This window comes from Maribellus luteus, from assembly GCF_003576475.1.
Classification (GTDB): Bacteria; Bacteroidota; Bacteroidia; order Bacteroidales; family Prolixibacteraceae; genus Draconibacterium; species Draconibacterium luteum.
Map to the genome: position 1 here is coordinate 620,598 of NZ_QWGR01000001.1, position 20,011 is coordinate 640,608.

Annotated in this window: 10 protein-coding genes and 2 pseudogenes; 11 read left to right on the plus strand and 1 reads right to left on the minus strand. The window is 41.4% G+C overall.

All coding sequences use genetic code 11. The annotated features are described in order from the left end of the window. Positions 1-23: 23 nt before the first annotated feature. The 9 genes from D1614_RS02455 (at position 24) to D1614_RS02495 (ending at position 15,809) form a co-directional block, all read left to right on the plus strand. Positions 24-3,200, plus strand: a complete 3,177-nt coding sequence (locus D1614_RS02455; RefSeq protein WP_119436273.1) for a SusC/RagA family TonB-linked outer membrane protein — start codon at positions 24-26, stop codon at positions 3,198-3,200. Between the two features lie 17 nt (positions 3,201-3,217). Then, positions 3,218-4,759, plus strand: a complete 1,542-nt coding sequence (locus D1614_RS02460) for a RagB/SusD family nutrient uptake outer membrane protein (RefSeq protein ID WP_119436274.1) — start codon at positions 3,218-3,220, stop codon at positions 4,757-4,759. Between the two features lie 120 nt (positions 4,760-4,879). Next, a complete protein-coding gene (locus D1614_RS02465) occupies positions 4,880-5,227 on the plus strand; it encodes a hypothetical protein (RefSeq protein WP_119436275.1) in 348 nt (115 codons plus the stop codon). A gap of 83 nt (positions 5,228-5,310) precedes the next feature. Then, on the plus strand, positions 5,311-7,608 hold the full coding sequence (locus D1614_RS02470) for a glycoside hydrolase family 3 N-terminal domain-containing protein (RefSeq protein WP_119436276.1): 2,298 nt from the start codon (positions 5,311-5,313) through the stop codon (positions 7,606-7,608). Between the two features lie 5 nt (positions 7,609-7,613). Next, positions 7,614-9,191, plus strand: coding sequence for a sulfatase family protein (locus tag D1614_RS02475; RefSeq protein ID WP_119436277.1), 1,578 nt, complete (start codon positions 7,614-7,616; stop codon positions 9,189-9,191). Between the two features lie 39 nt (positions 9,192-9,230). Next, positions 9,231-10,754 carry a sulfatase gene (locus D1614_RS02480; RefSeq protein WP_119436278.1) on the plus strand — a complete coding sequence of 508 codons (1,524 nt, stop codon included), beginning with the start codon at positions 9,231-9,233 and terminating at the stop codon, positions 10,752-10,754. Positions 10,755-10,761: 7 nt separating this feature from the next. Continuing rightward, complete coding sequence (locus tag D1614_RS02485) at positions 10,762-12,222, plus strand: sulfatase (RefSeq protein ID WP_119436279.1); 1,461 nt, start codon at positions 10,762-10,764, stop codon at positions 12,220-12,222. 36 nt (positions 12,223-12,258) lie between these two features. Next, positions 12,259-14,007: a sulfatase-like hydrolase/transferase gene (locus D1614_RS02490; protein ID WP_119436280.1), complete on the plus strand. Its 1,749-nt coding sequence runs from the start codon at positions 12,259-12,261 to the stop codon at positions 14,005-14,007. Continuing rightward, on the plus strand, positions 14,004-15,809 hold the full coding sequence (locus D1614_RS02495) for a T9SS type A sorting domain-containing protein (protein WP_119436281.1): 1,806 nt from the start codon (positions 14,004-14,006) through the stop codon (positions 15,807-15,809). The genes D1614_RS02490 and D1614_RS02495 overlap by 4 nt, the downstream gene beginning before the upstream one ends. Positions 15,810-16,296: 487 nt before the next feature. Here D1614_RS02495 and D1614_RS02500 read toward each other — a convergent pair. Continuing rightward, positions 16,297-16,752 (minus strand): annotated as a pseudogene (locus D1614_RS02500) (IS982 family transposase); the annotation flags it as partial. A 57-nt stretch (positions 16,753-16,809) separates the two neighbouring features. Here D1614_RS02500 and D1614_RS02505 point away from each other — a divergent pair. Further along, positions 16,810-17,986 (plus strand): annotated as a pseudogene (locus D1614_RS02505) (IS3 family transposase). Positions 17,987-18,064: 78 nt separating this feature from the next. After that, positions 18,065-19,960 carry a glycoside hydrolase family 97 protein gene (locus D1614_RS02510; protein ID WP_119436282.1) on the plus strand — a complete coding sequence of 632 codons (1,896 nt, stop codon included), beginning with the start codon at positions 18,065-18,067 and terminating at the stop codon, positions 19,958-19,960. Positions 19,961-20,011 lie beyond the last annotated feature (51 nt).

Sequence of the window (20,011 nt, forward strand, 5' to 3'; positions counted from 1 at the left end):
ATAAAACTTGTTAAATCATATTTATGAAACAGCTAATTCTATTATTGACAATTATTGTATTCCCGTCACTTTTGTTTGCACAGACATCAGTCTCGGGGGTAGTAAAAAGCACATCAGGAGAATTTCTTCCAGGCGTAAATATTGTAATAAGTGGTAAAACCACAGGTACGGTAACTAACCTGAACGGAGAATTCATAATTCAGGTTCCTGATGTTGAAAACGCACAATTGACATTTTCCTTTATTGGTTTTCAAACACAAACTATAGACCTAAAAGGGCGGACAAGTTTGGATGTTGAACTAATCGAGACTTTTCAGGACCTGGACGAGGTAGTGGTAATTGGTTATGGTGAGGTTGCCAAACGAGACCTGACCGGTTCAGTTGCCAAGGTTTCTGAATCAGAAAATATTGCACGTCAGTATAATACCGTTGATGCGATGTTACAGGGGCGTGCTGCCGGAGTACAGGTAACTTCCAATCCGGGATCACCTAATGGTGCGGTGAGCGTGCGAATTCGCGGAACTAATAGCCTTCGTGGAAACAATGAGCCTCTTTATGTTATTGATGGTGTGATCATCAACTCAGCAGGAGAAGATGTACTGGATGCATCATCCGACGCTAATGAGTTACAAACCGACCAGAACGGACTTACCGGTTTGAATCCACGCGATATAGAAAGTATTGAAGTACTAAAAGATGCATCAGCAACAGCAATTTATGGGTCAAGGGGGGCAAACGGTGTAGTGCTGATTACCACCAAAAAAGGATCTAGCGAAAAGGGTAAAGCAAAGATTAACTTCTATGCCACTACAGATTTTAGTCATATTCTGAAGAAAATTGATGTAATGGATGCTATTAGCTATGCCAATTACATGAATGAAAACGATGTGTTAAACGGATCAAGTCCCAGGTATCTTGTCGATGGTTCCCTCATTTATCCGATGAGTTATACGACCAACGAAGAAGGAGAAGCTGTCGGAACTCCGGGTACCACACCACTTCAGCAGGTCGACTGGCAGGATGAAGTATATGAGTTGGCCGTGAGTCATAGCGAAGGTATTACGATTTCTGGGAATAGCGAAAAAACGAATTATTACTTTTCTGCAGGATACCACGACACGAAAGGGATTGTAGAAACAACCACTGTCAAATCAGGCGATATCAGGTTGAACCTAACTTCAAGCCTGACTCCCAAATTAACTATGGATAACCGTGTTTCTGCCATGTATCAAAAAGGAACATTCGCTCAAGCCGGAAGTAAATCCGGAGGTAACCGTAGTTTTACCAAGCAGGTTCTTACCTATCGTCCTCTGGTTGGACTTAGTCAGGACCTTGATGACACCGACCTTGAAATTTCCAATCCCTACGGATTTCTTGAGGATTTTGATGATATCACGGAGGAGAACAGAATCAACGTTTCATCTTCACTTGAGTATGAATTTTTGAAAGGATTGAAATACAAAGTCAGGGGAGGGGTTGATTACCGTACGAAAGACCGCCAGAGATGGTATGGTTTGCAAATTTTCCAGGGTGAAAAGGAAAATGGTATAGCTAATTATTCCGATCTGAAAAGGTACTCGTATACCATTGACAACATACTTAGCTACAGTGGGAAAATAGCCAAGGGACACCGAATTAATGCAACGGCTGCAGCTACTTATGATGCAGTTAATTTCAAGAACAGTTTGTACGAAATCACCGATTTCCCGGTTAAAACTTTACGCTCTGAAGCTCCGCAATTAGGGCAGATCGTGACTCAGCCGCAATCAATTGTGTATGCTGATGAAGCGATATTCTCGTTGTTAGGCCGAATAAATTACACCCTATCTGATAAGTACATTTTCACTGCCAGTTTCAGGGCCGACCAATCATCAAAATTTGCCAGTGGCAACAAATGGGGATATTTTCCTTCACTTGCAGCAGCATGGCGTTTGGGCGAAGAATCTTTTATAAAAGATCTGGGGTGGTTTTACAATCTTAAACTGCGGGTAGGCTGGGGACAAACCGGTAACCAGGCTATTAAGCCCTATCAAACACTTTCAACATACAATACCTCCTATTATGTTGATGCTTCCGGGAATACCATAATTGGTAACGTTCCGGCACGTATCGCTAATGCCGATCTTACTTGGGAAAAAACAGAACAGTTAAATGCCGGCTTAGATATTTCATTTTTCGACGGCAGACTTAATGCAACCATCGACGGCTATTACAAAACCACCCAAGATCTACTTCAGGATATTTCTCTGCCTACTTCATCTGGATTCAACAGCATGACCATTAACCGCGGAAAAATTGAAAACAAGGGTATTGAAATATCTGTGGATGGTGTACTTCTGAACAAGAAAGATTTTACCTTTTCTGCAGGTGGACATTTTTCGGTGAACAGAAACAAAGTTCTCTCACTTGGTTTGACACCTTCACCTGTTTGGATTGACGGAAAACAATCAGATGAAGTATTTTACTTGGGAGCGAACGTGTCAACCGGTACTTACTTTAAGGCTCCGGCAAATATTTTCATGGAAGGTCAACCAATTGGCATGTTCTGGGGATACCAGACCAATGGAGTTTATCAGGATCAGCCTGCAGCCGATGTAGGTCCGACTTATTTTGGGACAGCGAACAAAGCTGGAGACCTTGTTTTTGTAGATCAGAACGGCGATGGAAACATAAGTATTGAAGACAGGACCTTTATAGGAAATCCGAATCCTGACTTTACCTACGGGTTTGATTTCACCGTTTCATGGAAGAACTTCACTCTAAAAGCCTTGTTCGACGGAGTTTATGGAAACGATATAGCCAACGGATATAATCTTGAGGTCGGTTTTGCTGAAGGATTGTCAAAGAATTTACTTGCTGACGCTTACAATATGGCATGGCGTACTGACCAACCTTCCAATGCATATACCCGCATCGGATATAGTCAGCAAAATCAGGGTTTCCCGGATGTAATCGTGGAAGACGGTAGCTACCTGCGCCTTAACAACGTGACCCTCGGTTATGATATACCGTTCACAAATGGGTTCCTTAGCAACATCAACCTCTATGTTTCAGGGCAGAACTTGCTCTACTTTACCAGCTATTCGGGTTATAATCCGCAGGTAACCAGCTTCCTGTACGACGGAACAATCATGGGGGTTGACTGGGTGGGAACACCTAATGTTCGCACAGTGTTGTTTGGTGTTAATGTAACATTCTAATATTTAAAAACGGTAAAATGAAAAATTTAAGAATATTTCTGACAGTAATCTTCGCTCTTGGACTAATGCTTTCAGCCTGCGAACTAAATGAGGATCCCAAGTTTCTGGCCTCAGACAACCTCTTTACCGATGAAGTTGGTGCCAACACCGTGTTAAATGGCGTGTACTCAAGTGTGGCTAGTTATAACTACTATGGCTCTAATTTTCACCACCTCACCAATATGGCGTCCGGTTTATACAATACCGATCGCGACGCCAGTTTGATTGATATCGCAGGACTTAATCCTCCTGCAAACCTTAATTTTGTTACAACAGTTTGGAGTGCTGTTTATGAGTCTATCAGTCGTGCAAATAACCTCATTGCAGGATTAGCGGAAGTTGAATTGAACGATGCAGCGGAGAAAGGTAATATATTGGGACAGGCATACTTTATTCGTTCTCTAGGGTATTTCAATCTTGTGCGGATTTATGGCAAATGCCCGCTAATAACTGAACCTGTTACCAGTGAGAATCCATACAATGGTATGTCAACACCAGAGAAGATTTATGAGCAGATTATAGACGATGCTGAAATGGCAGAACAGCTTTTGCCTGAACAAGGAAGCGAAGTAGCCGGTCGTCCAGCAAAATATGCCGCCAATATGCTGCTTGCCAAAGTGTATATGCAACTGGCCGGAAACCAAACTGCCGGATCGACAGATAACTGGCAGAGGGCTTATGATGAAGCAATAAAAGTATACGGAAAATACAGCCTGGTTAGTGATTTTAAAAACCTGTGGCAGGAAACTACCAGTAACAACAGCAAAGAATCGATTTTTGAAATTCAGGGGAATGTCGAAAATACGTTAAGATTGCTGCAGTTGTGGACCGCAAGTACAGCCCATTCTACTACCTGGGGACGTTTTAAATCTAACCTCGAAGTTTATGACCGTCATGTCAGTACTTATCCCAATGATCCGAGATTGAAATTAACCTTTGTGACAGAGTACTCCAACACTGCGGGGGCAATACAAAAAACTTATCCGGCATTTAAGGGGAGAAATAATAAAGCAAAAAGTTATCCATATAATTACAAGTATTTTATGAAGGACCTGAACGTTGCAAACTATAACACGGACATGAACTTTGTGGTGTTCCGTTATGCCGATTTGTTACTGATGCTCGCCGAAATTGAGAATGAACTTCATGGGCCGGATAATGCCTATCAGTACGTGAACGAAGTAATGGCCAGAGCACGTGTGTCGGGGGGAGAAACATCTGATCAACCTGCCGATTGGAGCGGCTTGACTCAAGATCAATTCAGAACTAACATCATGTTTGAATACAATTTCGAACTGTTGTGTGAAGGACATGATTTTTTTAACGTTCGACGCCGTGGTTACGATTATTTCAAAACAAATGTGATCGATGTTCACAACAACCATCCAATGTATGACTTTTCAAAGTCACGCGATGTAATGTATCCGGATAATTCGCGCATTATCGTTATGCCTATACCGGAAGATGAATTGAATGCAAATCCTAATATGAGTGCATCAGATCAGAATTCTGGTTATTAACTATAACCATGGTTAATGGTTTGTTAAAGATCTCCCGGGGAAAAGATTTCTCCGGGAACTTAAAAAGAATATAGTTCAGCATAGAATTAAGAATTAATAAATACCATAGTATTGAAATAAATGAAAACGAAGAGGTCAATATTCATCATAGTTTTATTTGTAATGGTTGCTAACCTTGGATTATACGCTCAGGAAATTAATAAGAAAGCTATGGCTGGTATCAATAAACAAGTAAAGGGAATGGTGGATGTTATGGAGCTGAATAAAGATCAGGAATCCAAAGTTCTCGTGATAAAAAAAAATCAATATATCGAGCGACAGATGATATTGAAACAGATCGGAAAGAATTCGCCGGAGTTCAACGATAAAGTCAAAAAGCTGAACAAAGCATCTTGGGGAGAAATCAAAGCTATTTGTACCAAGGAACAAATCAAAAAATGGTACAATCGCGCAAAAAAGCAGAACTGAAAGCATTAAAACCAAAGTAAATAGTGTAAGCCGGTTTCGATGTTCATTGAAGGTCTGCCGTCTGGCACAGTAAAACAGGATAGATGAATAAAAATATTGTTTGGGGAATTTCGCTGATCGTTTTTCTTTTTTCTTGCAATACCAAAGAAGAATCGGGAAATAACTCATTACGCGAACAAGAGATAACCCACAAAGTTGATGAGTTGATGTCACAAATGACCCTGGAAGAAAAGATAGGGCAGATGTGCCAGTATGTGGCCATAGAACATATAAGGGAAACCAAGAAAAGAATGAACGGTAAAAACCTGATCGAAGACGACCAGGCAGGTATGTACCCAGGCTTGAGTACGGATGAGCTAAAACAACTGATTCGAGACGGCAAAATTGGTTCTTTCTTGCATGTGAAAGATGCGAAAGAAGCCAACGAATTGCAGAAACTGGCCTTACAGTCTAGGTTGAAAATTCCCTTGCTGATTGGGATTGATGCCATTCACGGGCATGCATTGATAAAGGGAAGTACAGTTTATCCAACACAATTGGGACTTTCTGCAACCTGGGACGACGATCTGGTTTACCGGGTAGCTAAAGCCACTGCAAAAGAAGTGCGTTCAACTGGAATGCACTGGACGTTTTCTCCCAACGTTGATGTTGCACGAGATGCCCGCTGGGGGCGGTCAGGAGAAACCTTTGGCGAAGATCCACAAATGGTATCGCGTATGGGCGTTGCTTTTACTAAGGGCTACCAGGGGGATTTTGGCAAGGATAATATTCTGGCTTGTGCCAAACATTTTATTGCGGGAAGCGAACCTGTTAACGGAACCAATGCTGCACCAATGGATGTATCGGAACACCAGCTTCGCGAAATCTGGTTGCCACCATACGAAGCACAGGTTGAAGCAGGGGTATACACTTTTATGGCAGCACACAATGAACTAAATGGGGTTCCGTGCCATGGCAATGAGTGGCTGCTGACCGATGTCCTGCGCAATGAATGGGGGTTCAAAGGCTTTGTTGTTAGCGACTGGATGGACATTGAACGTTTGTATCAGACCCAGAAAGTAGCTGCTTCGCAAGAAGAAGCGATTAAAATGAGTGTGAATGCAGGAATGGACATGCACATGCATGGTCCTGATTTTCTGGTCCCGCTTGCTGAACTGGTAAGAAAAAAAGAAGTGCCCGAGGCCCGCATCAACGAAGCATGCCATGCCATTCTGAAGGCGAAGTTTATGGTAGGGTTGTTTGACGAGCCCTTGGCCGATATCGAACGATCGAAAGCTATTCTTTTTAACGATGAACATAGACATCTGGCTCTCGAAGCAGCCCGGAAATCCATTATTCTTTTGGAAAATAAGAACAATCTACTGCCGCTTAAGGGAGTGAAGTCAATTCTGGTTACAGGACCAAATGCCGCTAATCATCGTTTGCTTGGCGATTGGACTTTACCTCAGCCCGAAGAAAATGTGGTGACTCCTTACGAGGGAATAAACGAAGTGTTTAACAATGCAAAGGTCGATTACTTTGATTCAGGGGAAAGTTTGCTGAATCCGGTTGACCGCACCGCTGAAGCAGCACAAAAAGCCAAAGCCTATGATGCAGTTGTGATCGTTGTTGGGTCGAATTCGCTCCGCTACGAAAATTCAGAGAAAACCTGTGGCGAAAATATCGACCGCGCTAATATAAACTTGTTAGGTACCCAGCTAAAACTGGTTCAAAAGGTTTATCAGGCGAATCCAAACACTGTAGTGGTATTGGTGAATGGCCGTCCATTATCGGAACCCTGGATAAAGGAAAATATTCCGGCAGTGCTTGAAGCCTGGGAACCGGGTGCGATGGGAGGTATAGCCCTTGCCGAGATTCTGGCAGGGAAAGTGAATCCATCAGGAAAGCTGACCATGACTATCCCATATTCTGTTGGTCAGATTACACAGGCTTATAATTACAAACCCATGCATTTTTTTCACAAATACCGCGATGAGCCCTGGCAACCACTTTGGGAATTTGGTTATGGATTGAGCTACACCACCTTCGATTATAGTAATCTGCTGGTAACGAACAAGGTAATTTCAATAAATGAGGCGGTAAAACTTTCCATTGACGTTGAAAACCGGGGGAATATGGATGGTGACGAGATTGTACAGCTCTACATTCGGGATAATTATTCGAGCGTAACCAGACCTGTAAAAGAATTAACTGATTATAAAAGAATTTCACTGAAGACAGGAGAGAAACGCACCGTCGAATTTGAAATTCCGTTCAACAAATTGGGATTTTACAACCGCAATATGAAATACGTGGTTGAGCCAGGCGAATTTACACTTATGGTCGGTGGGTCCTCCAACGACAAGGGTCTGCTCCGAGAAACAATTAACGTTCAAAACTGATCATTATGAATTCGATAAAGTTACTTGCAATTATTGCAGTTGTAGCATGTACAGTAGCATGCAACACAAAAGCTAAAGAAGTAGAAAAACCGATGCGTCCGAATATTCTTTTTATCATGTCAGACGATCACACCACGCAGGCGATTACTGCTTATGGTGGAATTTATGATGAGTATGCTCAAACCCCGAATATTGACCGTTTGGCTCACGAGGGAATGATCATGCGTAACGTGTTTTGCACAAACGGCATATGTGGTCCCAGCCGGGCGAGTATTATCACCGGAAAATACAGCCATATTAACGGCTATTATAAAAACGAAGGTGGAGGTCATTTTAATCCTGATCAGTGGACTTTTCCAGAAGAATTGCACAATAACGGCTATCAGACAGCCATGTTTGGGAAATGGCATTTAGGATCAGAACCCCGTGGTTTTGATTATTACAAGTATCACGAAGGAGCCGGACAGCAGGGGTTTTACTGGAATCCGGTATATAATCAGAATGGTGAAACTGTAACCGAAAAAGGCTATTCTACCAATCTTACCACTGATTTTGCCTTGCAATGGCTTGATCAGGCCTCAAAAAAAGATCAACCTTTCTGTTTATTGCTTCAGTTTAAGGCGCCGCATCGTAACTGGGAACCGGATACAAAATATGTGGATTTATGGGAAGATATTGAGATGCCTTATCCTGAAACATATAACGACAATTACAAGGGACGCGAAAAAACAGCCGGAGATACAGATATGACCATGGACGACTTTAACAGGAAAGATATGAAACTTACTCCTCCCGAAGAACTTAGTGGAAAAGAGCTGAACCGGTGGTACACATTTGGCAACAAACGTGGTGACGTTGTTTATTTGGATCAATCGCTGACTCCGGAGCAAAACAGGAATAAGAAATACCAGATTTATATCAAAGATTATCTGGCCTGCGTGAAATCGGTGGATGACAACGTAGGACGTGTTCTGAATTATTTGGATAAACATGGTTTAGCCGAAAATACCATCGTTATTTACACTTCTGATCAGGGGTTCTACCTGGGTGAGCACGGCTGGTTCGATAAACGTTTTATGTATGAAGAATCACTTCGTATGCCGTTCCTGATTCGTTATCCTAAATTGATTAAAGCTGGGTCAGAAAATACTGACATTATTACCAATATCGACTTCGCACCAACGATTATTGATGCTGCTGGTATTGTCAAACCTGATGATGTGCAGGGAAACAGTTTCCTTCCCAACCTGACAGGTAATAAAGCGGACAACTGGCAAACTTCGATGTATTATCATTATTACGAATTCCCGTTCTGGCACCATGTACAACCGCATTACGGAATTCGCACTGATCGCTACAAACTCATACATTTCTATTACAATGTTGATGTTTGGGAATTCTATGACCTTCAGAATGATCCTCATGAATTGAATAATCTTATTGATACACCGGAATATGCATCGTTGATTGATTCACTAAAAAATCAATTGGAAGAGAAACGGGAACTTTACAAGAATGGCAAATCATTGGAAGAGCTTCGCGCCATTACCGATAAAGACTTTGGAAGCATTGTTGGTCATTAATTATAAACATAGTTCAATAAAACTTTATTCAGAATTTATATGAAAAGAATAATTGTTGTAATAATGATTATGGTTTCGTTAGGTACTTTTTCGCAACCAAAGAAAAACGTGCTCTTTATTGCGGTTGATGATCTGAAACCTTTGTTAAACTGCTATGGTGTTCGAGACATCAAGTCGCCGAACATTGATAAACTGGCGTATGCTGGAACACTATTTACAAACAACCAATGCCAACAGGCAGTATGTTCCCCTTCACGTGCAAGCCTCATGTTTGGGATTCGACCAGATAGAACCAAAATATGGGATCTTCAGACTCCATTGAGAACAGCAACAAAAGACGACAAGACCATAGCACAGTATTTCAAAGAGAAGGGTTACGAAACAGTTGCCTTTGGAAAGATCTTTCACATTAGCATGGCCGATAAAGAGCATGATACAGAATCATGGTCAATTCCTTATACGTCGGTAAATATTGAGAACTATCCGACAGAACTGGGAGAACCGTTTGCGGGACATTTTCAGGATACGGAATTGAAGGCCAGTTTGAACAAGAAATTCCAGAGCTTAATTGCTGAGGGACAAAAGCCGGGGGCTGCAAGAAATAAAACGTTACAGGAACTGAAGGTTTCCACCGAAATGCTCGATGTAGTGGATGAAGCATACCAGGACGGACAGATTGCGCAGAATGCCGTAAAAATGATAGACCAGCTGGCCAATAAAGAAAAACCGTTTTTTATTGCAGTCGGCTTTAAAAAACCTCATTTGCCCTTTGTTGCTCCTAAAGAATACTGGGATTTATACGACCGTAATACAATTGAGTTAGCTAAATGGCAAAAAGCGCCAATTGGCGCTCCTGATTATGCCATGCACGACTGGGGTGAACTCAAATCGTATTCAGACATCGAAGCATATGTGATGCCCAGTGGCGTTTTGGCCGAAGACAAACAACGCGAACTGATTCACGGTTATATGGCTGCTGTTTCGTACACTGACGCACAAATCGGAAAATTGCTGGATGAACTGAAGAAACAAGGTGTTGCGGAGAATACCATCGTTGTGTTATGGGGAGATCATGGCTGGCACCTCGGTGATCATAGCCTGTGGTGTAAGCATTCAAATTTTGAACAAGCAACACGCTCGCCTCTGATCTTCAGTGCTCCCGGAATGGAAAAGAGACAGCAGAATTCCTCGCCGGTTGAGTTTGTCGATATTTATCCGACACTTTGCGATCTGGCTGGAATCGACATCCCTTCGGATCTCGATGGCGTGTCTTTGAAACCCATACTTTCAGGTAAAAAACAGAAGGTGAAAGATTTCGCTGTAAGTCAATATCCACGTGGCAACCGCATGGGCTATTCGCTACGCGACGATCGTTACCGCTATACGGCATGGTTTCAGTATGATTACCGAGGAACAGAAAAGCCATCACAGGAAAATCTGATTGGGGAAGAATTGTACGATTACTCTATTGATCCGTATGAAACCACCAACTATGTAAATGAAAAAGAATATGTCGACATTCACCGGGAATTGTTGAACGAATTACTCGAATTTCTAAAATGATACTGAAATGAAAAGAAATTTTGTTTTAAGTCTATTCGTGTTGTTCTCGCTCACACTGGCAGCACAAACAGAAAAGCCCAATGTAGTATTTTTTCTGGTTGATGACTTGGGGTGGAACGACATTGGCACCAACGGTTCAGAGTTATACGAAACGCCGAATATAGACGCCCTGGCAGATGGAGCCATGTATTTTACAAATGCCTATGCGGCTTATCCTCGTTGTGTTCCATCGCGTTTTGCAATGGTTAGCGGTCAGCATCCAGCCCGCGATGGCCGGAAAGACGGTGCTATCCTGCCTTTGTCAACTGTTACAATAGCAGAAGCGCTGAAAACACATGGCTACGGGACCTTTTTTGCCGGCAAATGGCATCTTGGACATGATGTGCAGGAATTCCCACAAAACCAAGGATTCGATGTAAACAAAGGTGGATGTGCAGCAGGTGCGCCCGGATCCTACTTTTTCCCTTATCAAGACACCAAGAAATCAAAGAACAATGTCCCTTTCTTTGGGCTCGAGGAAGGAAAACCGGGAGAATACATCACCGACAGGTTAACAGACGAAACCATCAGATACATTCATGAGAACGACCCGAAAAAAACAGGGAAGCCTTTCTTTGTTTATCTCGCGCACTATGCCGTGCATACTCCATTGCAGGCTAAAGCCGATCGTTTGGCCTATTACGAGAAAAAGGTGAAGAAAATGACTTTTGAAGGAGAATCTTATGTTTTCGGCCCCGATGGTAGGGCAAAAATGTGGCAGGATAATGCCATTTATGCCGCGATGGTCGAAAGTATGGACGAAAGTCTGGGCAGGATTGTTGCCGAATTGAAAAAACTGGGTTTGTATGATAATACAATTATCATCTTTACTTCCGATCATGGAGGTCTGTCAAATTCGGGGATCGACAATAATCGCGAACTGGCTACCACCAATAAACCGCTTCGTGCAGGGAAAGGACATATATATGAAGGCGGTATAAAGGTTCCTGTTTTCGTGCGCTGGCCAGGTGTAGCAGATCAAAAATCGAAATCATCTGCTATAATAGATGGGATGGATTATTATCCAACGATTCTTGAAATGTGCGGCCTTCCACTCCAGCCTCAGGATCATCTTGATGGGGTGAGTTTTGTACCCGCGCTTAAAGGTAAAACCATAAACGAATCTCGCCCGTTTTTCTGGCATGAAACTGCTTCACGTCCCGGTCAAACAGGTGACCATGCTTGTTCAACCATCCGTAAAGGAAATTATAAACTTATGCATTTCCTGGAAGATAACAGAATTGAACTGTACGATCTGAATATCGATCCGTTTGAGCAGCACAACCTTGCAGAAGAACTGCCACATGTTGTTAAATTAATGGATAAAGAGTTAAGCGACTGGAAGAACGAGGTCGGTGCTTCTGTGCTGAAGGAAAAAAACAAGGTAGAAAAGAAGGATAAGCCTAGGAAAGAAAAAAGTGAACACTAAAAAACCTCTGATTCATATATTTTACCAAAACGTCGTATGTATAAGTTAATTCTAATCTTCAGTGCGCTACTGATAATTCAATATCAGCCGGCAACGGCGAAAGCCAAAAGTAAACATCAGAATGTTTTGTTGATCTTTTCTGATGATATGAACACGGGGCTGAACTGTTATGGAAATTCCCTGATTCATTCACCCAACATCGACCGACTTGCCGGAAAGGGTACGCGCTTTACACATGCCTATTGTCAGTGGTCGGTTTGCGGACCTTCGAGAGCCAGTATTTTATGCGGACAAATGCCGGCACAGACCGGCATTCGTAATCTGAGTACCCAGTTGCGTGATGTAAGTCCTGATGTAGTTACCTTGCCACAGTTTTTCAAAAACAAAGGATATGTAACTGCTGCAGTTGGAAAAATTTTCGATCCGCGAACCGTTGATGATGGACATGATCAGGTGTCCTGGACAATCCCATATAGTATTGATTACGGTTATCCTCAGGAATATGGCTCTTTTGTTAAAGGTCAATACCGGGTAACGAACAATACCGCAACAGAAATGGGACCTGAAGGTGTCGGTGATGATGGTTACCTTGACGGCCAGATTTGCCTCGACGCACTTTCCAAACTGGAAAACTTTGCATCGAAACCCGATCAGCCATTTTTTCTGGCAGTAGGTTTTAAAAAACCACATATCCCGTTCATTTCTCCTAAAAAATACTGGGATTTATACAACCGCGAAGATATGCCGCTGGCCGAATTTCAGCAGTTGGCAAAAGGAAGTCCTGATTATAGTTTGTCGAAACCAGAACCCTTACAATATGACGATATTCCGAATATTTGGACCTACAATGATGTGACCAGAGGAAACGGAATCCTTGATTCAGCACTCCAAAAACAACTGGTTCATGGGTATTATGCCTGTATTTCGTATATAGATGCACAGGTGGGTAAACTGTTAGACAAGCTCCTTGAACTTGCCCTGGATGATAATACTATTGTGATTTTTTTGAGCGACCATGGGTATCATTTGGGAGATCATAACCAGTGGGGGAAACACACACAGCTGGAAAATGGAGTTCATGTACCTTTTATTATTTTTGAGCCGGGTAAGAAAGCAAATGTCTGCGATGAAACTGTTGATTTGTTAGACCTGTATCCGACACTAACCAACATGGTGTTTCAAACTACTCCGGAAACTACAACAGGAGAAAGTCTTGTACCACTCCTCGAAGGGCAACAGTTAAAATCATGCCTTGCGGTTTCGGAATACCGTTCTTCTGGTCATGCATCCTATTCTTTCCGGAATAATAAAAACAGACTGACACTGTGGATGAAAGGTGCCGACGATCGACCGGATCAGCAGGAATGGAAAAGTGATAGGATTTTATCCAAGGAACTGTTCGATTATACTACAGATCAACTGGAAAGAATCAATCTGGTTGAAAATCCGGTTTATAAGAATATCGCAGACTCGCTCTTAAAGTCGGGAGAAGCATGGTGGAATTCCCAATATGCCATAATAGCAGGAGAGATAACCGGAGACAGGGGCATAAAAACTGATTATATACCTGCACCAAATCCGGTGAAGGATTACCTTAATCTGCCCGTTCATAAAAAAGAAGAAACAAATCTTCGGATTTATGACCTAAATGGCAGACTTGTTTTGCAAGCACAATATCCTGGTGATGAGATTTATGTGGGAAACTTAAAACGTGGTCGGTATGTCGTTTTATTGGATTGGGAAAGTATGGATGAGGTGATGAATTATTCCTTTATAAAAATATGATGAAGCTTAATTTCATAACTATTTTGTTGATTATTGTATTAGGCGTATCAACGATAAATGCTCAGGAATCTAGTTTTTTCAGGGAAACCTGGAAGGCGAAAACATTTTCCTATCCGACAGAGAGTATACAAAAACAACTGCCGTCCGGTTCTACAGAAAACACCATAAGTATCTCACCTGCCGACACCTTGGCACCTGTTCTGCCGGTTCAGCTTGGCTTAAATACCACTTTTCGCAGTGGTACTGAAATGTTCACAGAACGTCTTCATAATTATAAGAATTCAGGAATGGGGGCTTTTCGCTTCCCGGCAGGAAGCGGGAGTAACACATATTTCTGGGACGGAAATATTCCCGACAAATTTCGTATTACAGTAGATCCAATTGATGGTACAAAGTCATCCGATTTGAATATTGAGGAATTTGTAGCTTTTGTCGATTCAATGGGGGCAGAGGCAACAATAGTAGTAAATTATTTTTATGCACGTTACGGAATTACTTCTGAAGGAACGAGGGAATCTCGTGTAAATCAGGCAGCTGAATATGCTGCTGATTTTGTGAATTATGTAAATAATGTGCTCGGTGCGAATGTTAAATACTGGGAAGTGGGAAATGAATGCTACGGAAAATGGGAAGTTGGCTTTGATGTAAATGGCAGTGTGGTTACCGGAAAGGAATATGGTGAAGATTTCAGGGCTTTCGCAATGAAAATGAAGGAAGCTGACCCTTCGATTAAAGTTGGTGCGGTAATGTGGCCTAAAAATGACAACTGGAACGACCAGGTAATGAAAGAGGTGAAAAACGATGCTGACTTCCTGATTACCCATAATTATTTCACAGCGTTTGAAGATGCTACTACAGAAAATATTTTGGCCAGCACATTGCAGATCAATGAAATAAAACAGCAAATGGGAGATTGTACTGTAAGGAATACTTTATTTCCAGCAGATCATTTTCCGGTTGCAATGACGGAATACAACAACCGTGGACCGCATACCACTACCTTTTTAAATGCCTGTTTCACAGCCGAGGTATTGGGACGCATGATCGAAAGTGGCTATGGACTGGCAACACGATGGGCAGGTGAGTGGCAGTGGAAAGTGGGGACCCATGGCCTTTTTGCTGTTGACGATCCCGACCAGAAGGATTACTCGGTGCGGCAGGCTTATTTAATTTACCATTATCTGGATAAGGCATTTGGCGATCAACTGGTAAAAACCAGCACAACTAATTCCACCCTTCGGGCGTTTGGTTCGCGTTTTAGTGATGGGAAATATGCGCTGATGGTGATTAATCCCGGAGGTACGGAGCAAAGTTTCAATCTAAAATTGAGTGATGAAGTCTTGTCTGGAAAATGCTGGTGGTACGAGGTGTATGCTAATACCATTCAAGAAGACGATAAAAAGTTTTATGTAAACGGATTTACATCGACTACCAACGGTGGCGGACCTGATAATTTTGTTGAAATTTTACCTTTTGAAACGAGAATTGACTACCAAACGCAATTTTGCGTTAGGAAATATTCAGTTAGTTTTTTTGTGTTTGATACCAGCTTTGTAACCGGTTTTCGTTTCAAGACTTTCGATACTGAGTTGGAAATTTATCCCAATCCGACTTCGCATGAAATATTTGTAAAAAACGACCAGACATATAATGAATATTTTATTTATTCCATGAACAGCCAACTGGTACATCATGATTATATGAGTACTCCCATTGATGTTTCATTTCTTAATGATGGACAATATTTGTTAGAAGTGAAAAATAAAAGCCTCTTCTCGAGTGCTATTTTTACTAAAAATTAGCGTTAAGTCGAGACTATGGTTGCCTTGTCAGTATTATTTCACAATTATTTTAAAACTTCGGTCATTCTCATAATTTAATCAATAGAATTCCTCATGACTTGCCTCGGGGGTAATATAGGAAAGTTTGAAAACCTAAAGGTTTTCATGACTTTTTGAAAAAGCGTATTTTCGTTTATATGGATGAACATATTTACAAAAGATATAATAAGACATTGAAGGACATGTTAACAGGATTAGAAGCATTAACAAATGTATGGGAGTGCAAGTTTTGAACTGCTCCGCAGAAAGTCAGTCAAGGTAATTCCCCAAAATTGACAAAGAACCGGTCAGACCGAATAGCCACTGGGTGTTGTTTCATTTTTAGTAGGATTGTACCAATTTGGATTTCATGTTTAATTGATAATTAAATATTCTCATTGATTTTGATTGCTATCCCTGTTTTAGTTCATTTTATTTGCTGTCATTTATTAACTAACGTGAGTTCGATCTAAGCGAATGTGCAGATATCACTTTGTTCAATGATTTCTTCCATTCTTAGAGTTGGTTTTTTAGGTAAAAAGGAATAAGCAATTAACCCCGAGAGCAGATTGGTTAGAAAGTTTTCAAAGCTATGGTGTCTGGTATGTTCGATTTGATAGATGTTTTTCAGTTCATCGTTTACTGTTTCAACCAGAGCCCTTTTGCAAAGCAGGATTTTATCCTGCAGCAGCATCAGTGAGTTCTTCATGTTTTTTCGAATCCTGGTAATCAGGTGAATACCATCGATAAACAGTTCATCAAACAGTGATTTAGATATATACCCTTTGTCACCTATCAGTTTCCCGAAGATTTTATCATGAAAGTTTTTGTTTTTCAGAGGTTCCCGGTCGTCAACATTTCCTTGGGGGAAAAGAAAATCAAGGATCTCTCCTTTGTCGTTGATTACAATGGGTAGTTTGAATCCGATGGAAGTGCTACATTTGACTGTACGGTAAGTTAAGTGCTATTTTTACTTACAATTATGAATCAGATGAGAAAAAAGTTTGACAAGGAGTTTAAGAAAAAAGCAGTAGAACTTTCTTATGCCAGAGGCAATGCCACCGAGATTGCGGAAGAACTAGGAATTGAGAGAGCATTGCTTTACGTTGGCGTAAAGAGTTTAAACAATATGACAAGAATAGCTTTCCAGGCCATGGAAATCCGAAGATGACAGATTTGGAACGTGAGAATGCCCGATTGCAAAAGGAGCTAAGGGATGCAAAGATGGAAAGGGACATTTTAAAAAAGGCAATCAGCATCTTCTCCGTGAGCGATGGGAAATCTACCAGTTTATAAGTGACCACCGCCCCAGATTTTCTATTGAGATGATGTGTAAAGTGTTCAAAATAAGCAGAAGCAGTTATTACCGATGGATGAAAAGTGGCCCATCTAAACGTTGGCTTGAAAATGAAGAGTTGCTGGTGAATATAAATAAAGTCTTTGAGGCCAGTTCTGGCAGCTATGGGAGTCCACGGATTGCTATAGAATTAAATACACTGGGATTTCAGGTGTCAAGACAGAGAACCGCAAGGATTATGAAAGCGGCAGGAATACGGGCAAAACGAAAAAGAAAGTTTGTAGCAACTACCGATTCCAGACATGGCTATCCTGTTGCCCCCAACGTATTAAACAGGGAATTTACGGTAGCAAGGCCAGCTCAGGGTTGGATGTCCGATATTACCTACATCAGAACCAGCAAAGGCTGGCTGTATTTAACGGTTATTATTAATTTGTTTGACCGTAAGGTTGTTGGATGGGCAATGAGCAGAGGGTTGAGTGCAGAAGAATCTACAATTGCTGCATGGCGAATGGCAATTAGAAACAGACCGATTACGCAAAAACTTATTTTTCACTCAGACAGGGGTATTCAATATGCTTGTTCGGCATTTACCAATGTGTTGAATACAAACAAATGGGTTAAAAGAAGTATGAGCAGAAAAGGAAATTGCTGGGACAATGCAGTTGCCGAAAGTTTCTTTAAAACAATAAAAGTTGAGTTTGTCTATAAAAATCAGTTTTCAACTCAGGACCAGGCAAAATTATCCTTATTCAAATGGATAGAAACTTGGTACAATCGTAGAAGGAGACACTCTGCTTTGGGATACAAAACAATGGAAGAATTTGAATTAATAAATAATAATCAGAGAGTGGCAGCATGACTCTTAACTAATCGTACAGGGTTTTGTTGCATATCCAAAATCCAACCGCAAAGAAATTTGCACAAAAACTTATGAATTATGAATAGATATCTTTTGTTTCTTATTTTATTCCTGATAATTCTTCATATATCATGTACCAAACAAAATATTGAAGTTAATAGTCCCTCTTCAAACTTGGTGGCTAAAATTACATCTGAGGATTCAGGTTTGATGTTAAGCGTGTATAATTCAAAAGAAGCAATTTTAGATGTAAATGTCGGGGGCTTTGTTTTTAATGAAAAAGATAGTTTGAGCTATGATCAGATAAGCAGTATAAAACAAACTTCCTTTGATGAAACGTGGAAGCCTGTTTACGGTGAACGCAATACTGTTCGCGACAGGTATAATCAACTTGAAATTAACCTGACAACTAAAAACGATAAAAATCAAAATTTGAAACTACTGTGTCGGGTGTATGATGAAGGGGTTGCCTTTCGCTATTTGTTTGATGAAAAATCATTCTCCAATAAAATACTTATCAGGGAGTTAACAGCCTTCAACTTTCAGGATGATTATGACGCTTGGGTTACTGATAAAGCTCAAGGGGTTTACGAAAAAGAAAATATCAGTAAAATCGATGGAGTCAGTGAACGGCCGCTTGTTGTTAAACGGAACGAAAAATCCTTTTTAGCGATGGGGGAAGCTGCGTCAGTGGATTTTGCACGGATGAAATTTAGAAGAGATTCTCTGAAAGCTTTGTCATTACAGGTTGATCTGTCAAGCAGTGTAGATCTTGAAAAAGCAAAATTCACCACGCCCTGGCGGTACGTAATGGTAGGAGCATCTCCTGGCGAATTGCTTGAAAATAACTATTTCATTGAGAACCTGAATGAACCCAATCAACTGGTAGATGTCTCGTGGATAAAACCGGGGAAAGTAATTCGAGAAGTTACGTTGACCACAAAAGGAGGGATTGCTTGCGTTGACTTTGCCGTAAAACACAATCTTCAGTTTGTAGAATTTGATGCCGGTTGGTATGGAAATGAATACGACGATGCATCTGATGCAACCACTTTTACTGTCGATCCCAATCGGTCACCGGGACCTCTTGATCTGCAATATGTAATTAACTATGCAAAAGAAAAAGATGTTGGAATAATTTTGTATGTCAACCGTCGTGCACTAGAAAAGCAGCTGGACGAAGTCCTTCCTTTATTAAAGTCATGGGGAGTTGCAGGGATAAAATATGGATTTGTGAATGTGGGGCCGCAGGAGTGGACTTCGTGGTTGCACGATGCAATTCGTAAAGCCGCGAAATATGAATTAATGGTTGATGTGCACGATGAATATCGACCAACCGGCTATTCACGCACCTATCCTAACTTGATAACCCAGGAAGGCATTCGTGGCGACGAAGAGAGTCCTTCTACCGAGCATACCTTGATTACCCTTTTTACCCGTATGATTGCCGGTGCAGGAGACAATACGAACTGCTTTTTGGCGCCTCGTGTATCTCGAAAAATGGGAGGTAAGGCTGGGCAAATGGCAAAAGCGATCATGCTTTACAGTCCGTGGCAATTTGTCTATTGGTACGATCGTCCCGAAGGATCGCCCCATAAAAAGGGGGGAGCCGGCTCAGCTGAAGGGATAATTAAAGAAAGTGAAGAACTTGGTTTTTATGATGCTCTGCCCACCATATGGGATGAAACAAAAGTATTGGAAGGTGAGATTGGTGAATACGCAACCGTTGTCAGGAGAAGCGGAGAGGATTGGTTTATTGGATCGTTAACAGCCAATAAGGCTCATGCGCTTGAAATTTCATTCTCCTTCTTGGATGAGGGGAAGGCTTATGAAGCAACCATCTTCTCACAAGATGCAAGTGGGTTGGAAGATAATAAGGTGACTATGGAGACAATCTCAGTAAATCAAAAAGCGATCTTGACAAAAACGTTGGTAGAAAACTCAGGTTTAGCTGTGATCATCAGAAAAAAATAAAATCAATTGAGCTATGCGTTATTTACTCATCTCAATTTGCTTTGTTATTCT